1 protein-coding gene is annotated in these 14,359 nt (G+C 37.5%); it reads right to left on the minus strand.

The genetic code is table 11. The annotated features are described in order from the left end of the window. Positions 1–109 precede the first annotated feature (109 nt). Positions 110–14,056 (minus strand): SpaA isopeptide-forming pilin-related protein, encoded by a 13,947-nt coding sequence (locus PXD04_RS17650; protein WP_323736130.1) that lies wholly within the window; start codon positions 14,054–14,056, stop codon positions 110–112. Between the last annotated feature and the right edge of the window lie 303 nt (positions 14,057–14,359).

The following is a 14,359-nucleotide window of genomic DNA, read 5'->3' on the forward strand; positions in this document are numbered from 1 at the left end:
CATACATTATCATTCTACTCATAAATTTTATTTTTTTTGTTGTTTTACATGTCTATCCATTTTTTCGTGAATAATCTAGTATGTTATTCCACTTTTTATTAGATTCTAATTATGTTTTTACGTTTCGGGTTGTGACCTGTGATTCAAGGTATGATTGTCTTTCACCGGTTATGATTGTCAGTAATTTTACTTTGTTTCCTTTGAGGTCGAGATTGTTTATGCTGATTTTTCCATTATTTACTTGTGTGAATGTTTTTCCATTTATTTTAAATGTTTTACCATTTACTTTTATGGATACACTGCTTTTTCCGATAACGTTTTTACCGTATTGGTCGTATATGTTTGCTTTTATTGAGAGTTTGCCGTTTTTGACTGTTGCTGTTGTTATGTTTATTGTGGTTTTGCTTCTTTCGACATTGTATGCTACTGTGTCTCTTGCATCTGGGTAGTATTTATCGTTTGCGTAGACTGCTGTTACCATGTATTCTCGTTTGTGTCCGTCTACCATTCCGCTTGTTCCAAGTGGGACGTGGTAGGTGTACTTGGCTTTACCGTTTACTACTTTGACTTTTATGTTTTCTCCTTTGTTGTTTTTTATTGTTTTGCCGTTTATTTTGAAGATTACGTATGCGTCTTCGTTTATCATGGTTTTACTGGTGCCTGTTATGTCTTTTATTGTTGCTGTGAATGTTATGTTTTTGTCTTGTTTTACTTGTTTTGGGTTTGTGTTTACTGTTACTTTTGCTGTTCGTTTCTTGATGTTTGCTTCGGCTACATTTGCTTTGCCTGATTCGTACTTGTAGCTTCCACTGTAGCTTGCTGTGATGTTTTTACCTGCTCTTAGGTATAGATCGGCTGTCATTGTATATATTACTAGTCCGTTTACTACTTTGAGTTTCATTGCTTTGTTGGTGGTTGTGTCGAAGCGTCCGTCTGTTTGTAGTGAGCGTCCGTTTAGTTTGAATACTAGGTTTCCACCATTTACTGCTTTGCCGTATATGTCTGTTACGTGTGCTGTTAGGATTATGCGTTCACCTATTATTCCTACTACGCTGTCGACTACTACTTTGACTTTAACCTTTTCTACTGTGGTGTTTATGGTGGTTGTTGATGTGTTGTATACATCGTTTCCTTCTATTTTTACGTTTATTGAGTTGTTTCCTTGTTTTGTTTCTGTTTTTATGGTTGCTTTTCCGTTCTTGTCGGTTGTTACTTTTATTATGGTTCCGTTTGGTAGGGTTACTGTTACTGTTTCGTTTGGCACTGCTTTTCCTGTTAGTGTGTCGGTTACTGTTACTTCTAGTTTGGTGTCTTCTACTGTGTTGTTTACTACTTTAACATCTACTTGTACTTGTCTTGGTTTGACTTTTTCTGTTATGCTTGTCTCTGTGCTGTCATATTCTGGGCTTCCATCGTATTTGATGTTTAGCTTGTAGTTTCCTGTTCGTGATATGTTGGTGTTTACTTTTGCGACACCATTTCTTACTGGTGCTTTTCCTACTTGTTTTCCGTCTACTGTGATTGTTACTTCTCCGTTGTTTACTGGTTGTCCTGTTTTGTCGTCTGTGACTTGTACTTCTACTGCTACGTTTCCTGCAGTGTTTGTTAATTCTTTGGCTGTTGCACTTGTTTGGCGTTTGTTGACTTTTACTGGTATTGTTACTACTACGTCATCATAGGTATCATTTCCAGGGTATGTGACTTTTATTGTACTGTCTCCTACTGGGAGGTCTACCGGCATTACTAGGTTACCATTTTCTACTTTGGCAGTTATGTTTTTGCCGTTTGGTAATGTTACTATTACTTCTCCATTTACTGGTTTGTTTGTTGCTGGGTCTGTCATTGTTATGTTGACTTTTGTGTCTCCTAGTGTGTTGTTCGTTACTGCTAGTGTTACTTTGGATTCTCTTGGTTTTATGTTTATATTTCCTGTTGATGTGTTGCTGTTTTCATAGTCAGAAGATGCTTCGTATTCTAGTATGATGTTGTAATCTCCGGATTTGGTTATGTCTGTTGTGATTATTGCATTACCGTTTGAGTCTGGTGTTGCTGTTCCTATTACTTTGTTGTTTGCTTTTGCTACTATTCTTCCACTGGTGACTGGTTTTCCTGTTGTTTTGTCTTTTATGTTTGTGTTGAGTGTTACGCTTCCAGCAGTAGCATTAACTACTCTGCTTGTTATGCTTGTTTCTCGTTTTTCTACTTTTACTGGTATTTCGTAGTGTACGCTGTCATAGGTGTTGTTTCCTTGGTATGTGACTTTTAGTGTGTTGTCTCCTACTGGGAGATCTACTGGTATGTTAGCTTTTCCGTTTGTTACTTTTACTGGTATGTTGGTACCGTTTGGTAGTGTTACTGTTACTGTACCATTTAATCCTTCTCCGGTTACTGGGTCAACAAGATTAATACTTACTGTGGTGTTTCCTTTTGTCTTGTTTGCTAGTTCTGCTGTTATTTTTGATTGTTTTGGTGTTACTGTTATTGGATTTGTTTGTTTGGTTACGTTACCATAGTTTTCGTTACCATGATATGTTACTACTAGTGGGTATGTTCCGGTTGAGGCTATGCTTGTTGGTATGGTTACTGTTCCGTCCGGTCCTACTGGTAGTCTTCCTACTTCTACTCCGTTGGATGTTACTGATACTTCTCCGCTTGTGACTGGTTTTCCGGTTACTGGGTCTGTTACTTTGGCTTTGACTGTGGTGTTTCCTGCTGTTGTGTTTGTTATGTTCACGTCTATTGTTGCTTCACGTGGTTCTACGTTAACTTTTATTGGTATGCTGGTTGCATTGTATGTGTCGTCTCCAGGGTATGAGACTAGTATATTGTTTTCTCCAACACCTAGTGGTACCTTGATTGTACCTTCTGGGCTTACTGGTATTTCTGTTGTTGTTCCATCTGGTAATGTTACGTTCACACTAGTTATTGGTAATTTTTCTCCTGTTACTGGGTCTATGAGGTCTAATTTTATTGTTACGTTGCCCTGTGTATTATTGGTTAAGGTTGCGTTGAATTGTGTTTCACTACCTGATATGTTCACATCTTTTATTTCATTGGTAAATCCTGTGTAGTTTTCGTTTCCTGTGTATGTTACGTTGAAGTCATAGTTGCCCTTGCTTGGTACGTTTACTGGTATTGTTACTGTTCCGTCTGGTCCTACTGGTAATCTGCCTATTTCCTCGTCACCGTTTGTTACTATTACTTCTCCAGTTGTGATTGGTTCTCCTGTTACTGGATCAAATACTTTTACTGTTATTTCTGTTTTGTTGGCTACCGGGTTTGTTACTGTTGCTTCTACTGTACTGTTACGTTGTGTTATACTTATTGGTTCTGTGGTGATGCTTGTAGGTTCGTTTACTCCATCATCTGGGTAGGTTACGGTTACAGGTTTGCCTGTGTCACTTATTGGTATGTCAAGCACTACGCTTGCTTTACCATCTACTACCTGTACTGGTACGTTTGTACCGTTTGGTAGTGTAACGTTTACCGTACCGTTTACTCCAACACCAGTTTCATCATCGGTCACAGTTACTTCTAGTGTTATGTTGCCCTGTGTATTGTTGGTGATTTCTGTTTCTACATTGATTTGGCGTGGCTCGACTGTTACCTGTATCATGGTTGTGTTTTCATCATACTTGTTGTCTGATGGATACTTGACTGTTATGGTATTGTCTCCTACTGGTAGGTCAAGCAGTAATTCACCATTACCATCAGTTACTGTTACTGGTAGGCTGGTACCGTTTGGTAGTGTGACGTATACTGTACCATTTAAGCCTTCACCTGTTACTGGGTCTTCTAGTTTTATTTCTATTGTCGTGTTTCCTTTGGTCTTGTTAGGTATTTCTGCTGTTACCTGTGATTCTTTTGGTATGCTGGTAAATGATTCTGTTGTGAATGTTTCAGATGTGTAGTTTTCGTCTCCACTGTACTTGGCTACTAGTTTGTAGTTGCCTGTCTCGTTAAGGTTGGTGTGGATTATTACTGTTCCATCATCTTGTAGGTCATCAGGGATATTTGCTGTTCCCACTACTTCTCCGTTTAGTGTTATGTTAACTGTTCCACTACTTACAGGTTTTCCAGTGATTGCATCGGTTACGTTCACTTTGACTGTTATGTTTCCATTTGTCTTGTTGGTTACTATTGCTTGTACGTTACTTGTACGTGGTTCTAGTTTTATGTTATCATATTCTACTGTTGCAGGGTCGTAGCTTGTAGTGTTTCCAAGGTATTTGACTGTTACCTTATCTGTGTCTACAGGTACGTCTATTTTTACTGTGACTTTTCCGTCATCTCCTATTGTGCCGTTTCCTACAAGTTTACCTTCTTCATCGTATACTTCTACTATTCCACCAGCAGGTAATGCTTGACCTGTAGCGTTATCAACTACTGTTACGTCGATGGTGGTGTTACCAAATGTGTTATTGTTTGGTGTTACGGTTATGTTAGCCTTACGATTACTAATATCCAGGTTGGATAATGTGTCATCAGTGTATTCACTCTTCGTGTAGTTTTCATTACCTTCAAATATTACTGTTAGGTTATGTTTACCACTAGTTGTAATATTGGTAGGAACTTCCACCACACCTGTAGTATCTTCAAAGTCTATGCGTGCTACTTCCACGCCATTATCTGTGACTACTATTGTACCACTGGTTATTGGTTCTCCGGTTACTGGATCAGTTAGTGTTACGATTACACTGGTACTGTTTGCACTTGTGTTTCCAGGACGTGCTGTTACACTACTGTTACGCTGTGTAACTTCAACGTTTTCTGGTGTTGTTGCTGGAATTTTCATGTATGTGTCATCAGCTGGGTATGATACGCTTACTATTCCACCAGTTACTGGTATGTCAAGCACTACGGTACCTACACCATCAATGATTTCTACTTCCACCGGAGTACCATCAACGAATACGATTGCTGTTCCGTTTATGCCTTCTCCAGTTTCTGTATCATTCACGGTCACTTCAATTGTAACATTACCCTGAGTATGATTAGTAATAGTATAATCCATCTTAATACTTCTTGGTTCGACTGTTACATTGAATTCCATGCCTGTTTCATTATAGGTTTCGTCACCATCAAATGTTACACTTATGGTACTGTTACCTACCGGCAGGTCAACTGGTATTCCACCAACACCATCAACAACAGTTACAGGAAGAGGTTTGCTTCCATTTACTGAAACGTATACTGTACCGTTAAGTTTTTCACCAGTTACAGGATCAACAAATGTTACATTAACAGTAGTGTTACCTTTAACATTGACCGGTACTTCTGCTGTGATATTGGACTCTTTTGGTGTGCTGTCAAATGCATCAATATTAGTGTAAGTGTCAGTATAGTTAGTGTTTCCACCTACATTTGCTACTAGTGTGTACTTACCTGTCCTGGTAATGTTAGTGTATACGGTAGCTGTTCCATCCTCCTGGATGTCTGCTTCTCCAACAACTTCACCGCCAAGTGTAATGTTAACTTTTCCACTAGTCACAGGTTTACCCGTTACAGCATCTGTTACATTGACTCTTACTGTGATGTTACCAGCAGTCATATTGGTTACATTTGCAACGACATTCATTGCACGAGTATCCACATCAACATGTACTGTTTTACTGGTTCCGTTGTATGTGTTGTTACCAGGATATGATATTGTGATATCGTTTGGTCCAACATCGAGTGGCACGTTGATTGTACCATCAGGGTTTACCCTGACTTCCACGGTTTCTGTGCCAACAGTTACATTAACTGCATCTACAGGTAATTTTTCACCTGTTACTGGGTCAACGAGGTCTACCTTAATTGTCACGTTACCCTGTGTAGCATTAGTTACACTTACATTGAACTCTGATTCACTACCCAGTATTTCTATGCCTTTGATTTCCTGTGTAAATTCTGTGTAGTTTTCGTTACCGGTAAAGGTTACGTTGAAATTGTATGTGCCTTTGTCTGTAATGTTGAGTGGCACTACTACTGTTCCGTCCTGTCCTACTGGTAATCTGCCCACTTCTTCTTCACCAATTGTTACTACAACGTCACCGTTTGTGATTGGTTCTCCAGTTACAGGGTCAACTACTTTTACTGTTACTTCAGTCTTGTTGGCTACTGGGTTTGTAACTGTTGCTTCTACTGTACTGTTACGTTGTGTTATACTTATTGGTTCTGTGGTGATGCTTGTAGCTTTGTTTACTCCATCATCTGGGTAGGTTACGGTTACAGGTTTGCCTGTGTCACTTATTGGTATGTCAAGCACTACGCTTGCTTTACCATCTACTACCGGAACTGGTACGTTTGTACCGTTAGGGAGTGTTACGTTTACTGTACCGTTTACTCCAGTACCTGTTGCTGCATCTGTCACGTTCACTTCCAGGGTGATGTTACCCTGTGTATTGTTAGTGATTTCTGCTTTCACATTTATTTCTCTTGGCAATACATTTACTGTGAACTCGTCTTCTGTAGCGTTATATGTTTTATCACCATCAAAGACTACTTTTACAGTATTTTGTCCAACTGGTAAGTCTAGCAGTACTTCTTCTTCTGGTACACCATCTACTATTTTAACTTCTCGTCCTGGTTGCTGACCGTCCACTATCACATGTACTGTACCGTTTAAGCCTTCACCAGTCACTGGGTCAACAAATGACACGTCAAGTGTTGTGTTACCCTTAGTAGTGTTATGTAATTCTGCTGTTAATGTGGATTCTTTAGGTGTTGAATCGAATGATTCTATGTTAAAGGTTTCTCCAGTATAATTATCATTACCTGAGTAGTTAACTACGAGTGCATAGTTACCAACATCTGTAATGTTAGTAGTGATAACTACTAATCCGTCCTCATCCACAGCATTTGAGAGGTCTACTGTTCCTACTACTTCGCCCTTGCTGGTGATGTTAACTGTTCCAACTTTTAATCTTTCACCAGTGGTTGCATCTGTAAGGTTTACTTTTACAGTTACGTTACCTGCTGTGGTGTTAGATACTATGGCTTCAAGATGGCTTGTACGAGGTTCTACACTTAAATCAGTAAATTCTACTGTTGCAGGGTCTGTGCTTGTATCGTTTCCAAGGTATTTGACTATGACTTTCTCGGTGTCTACAGGTACGTCAATTTTTACTGTGACTTTACCCTCACTATCTATTGTACCGTTTCCTACAAGTTTACCTTCTTCATCGTATACTTCAACTATTCCTCCCTCTGGTAATGCTTGACCAGTTGCGTTATCAGTTACTGTTACGTCTATGGTTGTGTTACCAAAGGTGTTATTGTTTGGTGTTACGGTTATGTTAGCTTTACGGTTAATAATATTGAGGTTGGATAATGTGTCATCAGTGTATTCACTACTTGTGTAGTTTTCGTTGCCTTCAAATATTACTGTGAGGTTGTGTTTACCACTAGTTGTAATGTTTGTTGGAACTTCTACCACGCCGGTTGGGTCATTATAGTCTATGCGTGCTACTTCTTCACCGTCATCGGTGACTACTAGGGTACCACTGGTTACTGGTTTTCCTGTTACTGGATCAGCTACTCTTACAGTTATAGTGGTATGGTTTGCTATGTTATTGGTTACTGTTGCTTCTACTGTACTGTTACGTTGTGTGATAGTGATAGGGTCTGTGACTATTTGTTTTTCCTCGTTCACATCATCGGCTGGGTATGTTACCGTTACTGGTTTACCTGTGTCACTTATTGGTATGTCAAGCACAACACTTGCTTTACCATCCACTACTGGTACTGTTACATTTGTACCGTTAGGGAGTGTAACATTTACTGTACCGTTTACTCCAGTACCTGTTGTTGCATCGGTCACGTTAATTTCCAGGGTGATGTTGCCCTGTGTATTGTTAGTGATTTCTGCTTTCACATTTATTTCTCTTGGCAGTACATCTACGTGAATATTTTTTGTTGTTTCGTTGTAGGTGTTGCTTCCAGGATATGATATTGTGATGTCATGTGCTCCTACTGGTAAGTCTAATGCTTCTTCAAGTTTTCCATCTTTTACATTGTATTCCTGTTTTTTGCCATCATCAATTGTTACTATTACTGTGCCGTTTAGTCCCGTTCCTGTTACAGGATCTGTTAGGTTCACATGTAATGTTGTATTACCAGTGGTTGCATTAGGAATACTTACATTAAGATTGGATTCCTTGTATGTTGCATCGAATTTGTCTAATTGGAAGGAGTTTTCCTCATATTCTGGGCTTCCATCATATTCAACGCTTAACCTGTATGTTAAAGCATCAGTTAGGTTAGTTCCCAGTATTAATAATCCGTTCTCATCATATACGAGTGTGTCCTCGTCAAGGTTTACTGTTGCCACTACCCTACCATTATTGGTTATGTTTACAGTACCATGCTCTAGTCTTTCACCAGTTGCTGCATCGGTAAGATTAACTTTTACCGTGATGTTACCAGCAGTCTTGTTAGATACTGTTGCATTGATAGTAGCTTCTCTTGGCATTGTTGTGATGGTTACTGTTTTTTCTGTCCTGTTGAAAGTATCGTTACCATCATAGGATATTGTAACTGTCTGTGGTGTACTACTATAGTCTAGTGGTAATGTTACTTTACCATCCACTATTTTCAGTTCCACTGTTTCTTCTCCTATGGTTACGTTTACCTTGTCTATGCCTAATGATTCACCAGTCACTGGGTCAACTATGTCCACACTTACTGTTACATTGTTAAGTGTACTGTTAGTTACTTCTGCCATTATAGTGGCATTTCTGCCTACTACATTAACATTTTCTATTGTGTAACTAGTATTTGCATATTCATCGCTGCCCTCATAGTTCACGACTAGTGCTATGTCATCAGAGATTGTGCTTATGTTTGTGGTTATTGTCACTGTTCCATCCAGTCCGACAGGTTGTCTTCCAACAGTCACACCATTATATGTGACGTTCACGTATCCACTGGTTACTGGTTCACCAGTTACAGGATCATATACTTCCACTTTTACCGTGGTATTACCAGCAGTATTATTGGTTAGCGTAGCTGTTATTGTAGAGTTACGTTCAATAATTTCTACTGCTTTACTTGTTGTGCTTGAATTGTATACATTGTTTCCTGTGAAGTTTACGTAAATGTTCTCTGTACCTACTGGTACTGTTAAATTAATAAGTACGTTACCGTTTTCATCAGTTACACCCGTACCGACTAGGACTGTCTGTTCAATATCACTGTACACGTTTACTGTTGCATTTGCAACCGTACTTGTACCATCCATATCAGTAATGGTTACTTTTACAGTGGTATTGCCTACCGTAGCATTTTCCACGTTAACATCTATTGTTGCGTTACGTTTGTCTACGCTAAGGCCGGATAGACTAGAGCTTGTGAATGTTTCATCAGCGTAGTTAGTGTTTCCTGTGAATTTTACTTCCAGGTTATGTTCACCATCAGAGTCTGTGATATTTGTTTTAACCAGTACACTGCCAGTGGCTACATCCTCATATGAGTAGTCTGCTACAACATTTCCATTATCTGTTATGATAATTCTACCACTTGTTACTCCGGAATTGTTCACCTTATCTGTAACGTTTACCTGTACTGTCACATTACCTGCTGTTGTGTTAACAAGTTCTGCTACTAGGCTTGTTTCACGTTGTTTTACATTTACTGTGAATTCCTGTTCTTTTGGTGAGTATGTCGTGTTTCCTGCTGGGAATACTACTTTGTATGTTTGGTCTTCACCTACTGGAACATCTAGTTTAACCTGTACTGTTCCATCATTACCAGTAGTGCCTCTGGCTATAACGTCACCTGTACTGTTTGTGATGTTAAATTCTAGTCCAGGTATTGCTTCTCCTGTGGTTTCATCTGTAACGTTTACTAGTACTGTTGTGTTTCCATAGATACTGTTCTGAACATTGGCATTAATTGTTATGTCTCTGGTTGTTAGTTGTAAGTCTTTTAGTGCGTCAGTATCTTGTGCATCTGTGTACTTACTTGTACCATTATAGTTTACTATGAGACTTACCGGTTCGTTGCTGGTTATTGAATCAACTGTTACCAGTACTTCTCCATCACTTCCTTCTGGTACGTTTACTGTTTTTATTCTGTTGCCATTAGTGTCTGTTATGTTAACTGTACCCTCAGTTATTGGTCTTCCCTGATTATCCTTTAGAACTACCTTGAATGTAAGGTTACCCACTGTGTTGTTGACTGGTATGACTTCAATATTTGAGGTTACCTTGCTGATGTTAAAAGTTTCAGTCACGGTCTTTGTTTCATGATCATCATCACTGAATGATACTTCTACCGTGTATTCACCGCTAGGATAGTTTTCAGAGACTATGTCTTCTTCTAGGCTGTAGTATCCACGGGCATTTGTAGTTTTGTTTTCTGTGAATACTATGTTACCTTCTTTGTCACGTATTGTGATGTTAACGTTTCCACCAGTGATTGGTGTGCCGTCTACATCGGTTAATGTACCATGAACATTTAGTTGTGAGCCTATGGTCACATTTTCTGGTTCAACTGTTACACTTATAACGGATGTACCCTTATCTGGTGTTATTGTTGAGAGTGGTTGTGGGTTACCAGATTCTATGCTTTCCTTGTCATATGCTACACTACTAGCGTGTATATCGTCTCCCTGATAGGTTACTGTTATGTTAACCGTATCGGTGCTTCTGATTCCTAGTCCAATTTCGTTAAGGTTTATTATTATTTCATCTTCCTCGTTTGAAAGTTTGAAGTTAACTACTCTTGGAACACCATCAACTTCCACGGTAAGTTTACCCTTCCTGATTGGTTCATCTTCTATACCAGTTACTTTAACTCCTAAGGTAATGTTACCTGCGGTTTTGTTCTTAACTTCAACAATACTGGTTGATTCCAGTTTTTTAAGAGTGAACTTAATGGATGCAAATGAAGGATTGTATGCACCACTACCCGGATATTCTACCAGTATAGTGTATTCCCCGCTTGTATGGTTATGGTATGTGAAATTAAATCCTTCTGTATGTGTTGCATGACTAGTGTACTTGAATGCCTGGCTTGGGTATTTGTCATTGTATATTGTTATGTTTACATCACCGTTTTGTTTGAAACCAAACATGTTAATTAGGTCAAGGTATATGTAAACTTCATCGTCAATGTAGAATGTATCTTTCTTCGTGGTTAGTTTTTTGTCCTCATAGGTGTCCAGGTCAATTGTTATATCATATTTGACTGCCATTTCACCTTTACGTCCAGTACCTCCTTTGTACTTGTCATTTTCATTATATGTTACATAGGCATATGGTAGGCCGTCTTCACGGTAGAACCTTGCTCCAACGTCGATATAATATGTTCCGTTTTCGTCCACTGTTATAGGCCATTTATAGTTTGGATCGTCTAGGTTTTGGGTGTCATATGTTTGTCTTTCATCTTCACTGTTATTCATGTTAAGACGGAATGTTCCCTCATTAACAGTATTATTATTTTCATCAGTGAATCGGACTATCAGGATAACACTTTCTGGGTCATCCTCAGCATAATCCACGTGTACGGTTACCGGTATCTTGTTCACAGTCACAGTGAAATCTACTGTTTCGGCAGGATTGTATACACCGGTTAGTCCCGGGTAACTTAGCCTGAAGTTGTATGGTTTTACTTCGTCAGGGACAAGTGTGATTGTTAATAGTTTATTTTCCGTATCATAGTTGAGCATTGATGCATCAACACTGTTAAGACCTAGTCTGACAGTTATGTTAGATGGATCAATTAATTCATCATTACCTGTGAGGTTAACCCTGATTTTATATTCTTCACCTAATGCTGCATTACCAGTTAGGTTTACTCCTATGACAGTGTCAACTAGTTTAATACTAGTACCAGGAATTGTTTTATTGAATTCTTTTGGATTTATATCATCTGAACCAGGGTATACTACTCTGATTGTAATGTCACTATTATTCTTTGGAGTTAATGGTAACTGTAATTCACCGGATGCATTAGTTGTGAATGGGCCTGTAAGTTCTTCTCCGTTAACGTATATTTTTACTGGTTGGCCTGGTATTCCCTCACCATCCTCGTTAACTAGACTAACATTAACAGTTAATGGTTCAAGAACACTAATATCCTCCGGAACATCAACGCTTAAAGTAGAATCCACTGGTGATATGTCCACATGAACAGTAACAGATGACTCATTATAAATCAGTTCAGTACCAGTATAATTGAATGTTAAATCATAACTTCCCTTATGAGTAAAGTTATAAGTGAAAAGGGCCACACCATCCACGACAGGACTGGTCTGGTTAACACCATCAGCATCAACTAAATCCACACTACCACTAGTAACAGGGTTACCATTAGCATCAACCACGCCTATACTGAAATTCTTACTAGTATATGCCTTACCAGACAAAGCAGTACCACCAACACTAGTAGTTGTGTTAAGACGGAAAAACTCATGAGTTAAAACAGAGGTAGTACCACCATAAATTTTCTCTTGTTCTATTCCAACTACACCACTTCTATTACGTAACACGTCACCATAAATATCATCAGTACGTACATTAATAATTAAATCACCTGCAACATCTGAAATATAATCCTTAATGACTGCATTACCATCATCATCAGTTTCTAAATCAAATGATTCGGAGGTACCGTTTGGATGAGTTATTGTTATATGCAAAGTAATATTTTCCATTGCAGTACTAAAACCAGTTTCAATAGCTGATATTACTATATCTTGTGTATTATTAATAGTTGTATTAAAATCTATATCACTCACTTTAATAGGATACTGGTTTACATTAAAGTATATACCTTGATCGGTTTCATTTACTGGTTTTGCAGTAAGACCATAAGTATCATTTAAACAAGTTACATAAACTCCATTTACTTTGTTATTATAACCATAAGCATTAGAAGGAGCTTGTGACCCCGTAAAAGTTAATACAACATTATTTTCATAGGTGGTTCCATTAGGTATGGTAATATAATTATGATTAAAATCACAATCTATAATATTTAATTTAGGACCATCTTCAAAGTATAAAGCTCCACCACCACCTCTTTCATCGACAGCAGGATTTCTTGCAGTACTGGTTGTATTATTTTTATTATATGCATGGTTTCCTTCAAAATAACTGCTTGTGATATTTATTGTCATAGGGTCATTACCGAATATTGCTCCTCCACGACCACCACTATTATTAATAAAATCACAATCATCAATTAATAAATAACCACCATTTACTGTAGTGACTCTTGTCTGAATAGCACCACCACCAGCAGTAGCACCATCGTCACTTGAACCAGGGTTATTATTGTTAATAAATGAAGAATCAGATATTTTTACATATCCTGGTCCTTGTAACATTATGGCGGATTTATTACCATTGATAAAATTACAATAAGTAACATTAATCTTTGAATTAGTTCCAGTAATTACATTATTTCTAAAATTATTAAAAGTAATATTATGTAATGTTAACTGAGAAGTAGCATCACCTTGAATAAATGTTAATGTTTGTGTTCCAGTATAAGTAATATTATGCCCATTTCCATTAATAATCCAATTTCTAGCATTACCATTTAGTAAGTTACCATTACCGGTTAGTTGGATATCGCGAGTAATATTGACATATGTATTTGTATTAAAACGTGTGAAATCACTAGCACTACTAACATTAACTACGGTCCATCCACTTGGTACTGTGGGTGCTTCGCTTTTTGTGTTTTGTGTTTGACTTGCTATTTTGTTTATTTTTTTAGTTGTATTTGTTTTGTTCGTGAGTGTGTTTGTTTCTAATTTTGTTTGTTCACTATTTTCTATTATTTTGTTGGTTTCCACAGTTTTCTCGTGTGAGATTGTGTTTGGTGTTGTTTTTGTTGTTTTTTTGATGTTTTTGTTTGTTTTGTTGGTATTTCTTATTTCATCATTACTTGTTGTTACTTCTTTTTGAGTGTTTATTTTATTAATTTCGTGTTGAGTAACAGTATTTGATGGTTCAGTTGATGTTGTTTGGTTATTTACATCTTCTGCTGAAACAACAGACACTCCTAACATCATTAGAATTAATATTATAAATAAACATGTTGTTGTTTTTTTATTTATCATATTAATCATTTCTTTTAAGCCTTTTTCTCCTATTTTAAAAACATTTGTTAATCCTTCCTTTTGGAGGATTGTTTTTGTTTTTTAGATAATAATTTTATGTAATTATCACCTGTTTTGGGGTATAGAACCTTTTTTTTGTTCTTGTATTGTTGGATAAATTTAATAACTTGTTTTTATCATTTGGTTTTTTTGTGTTTTTCATTGAATGGTAATACTTTTTTTTTATTCAATGTGTTGTATTCCTGTTATTTAGGAGTAATATTGTTTTTTTGATTTATCTATATTTTGATATATATTTTGTAT

Source organism: Methanosphaera sp. ISO3-F5 (assembly GCF_034480035.2).
Lineage (GTDB): Archaea > Methanobacteriota > Methanobacteria > Methanobacteriales > Methanobacteriaceae > Methanosphaera.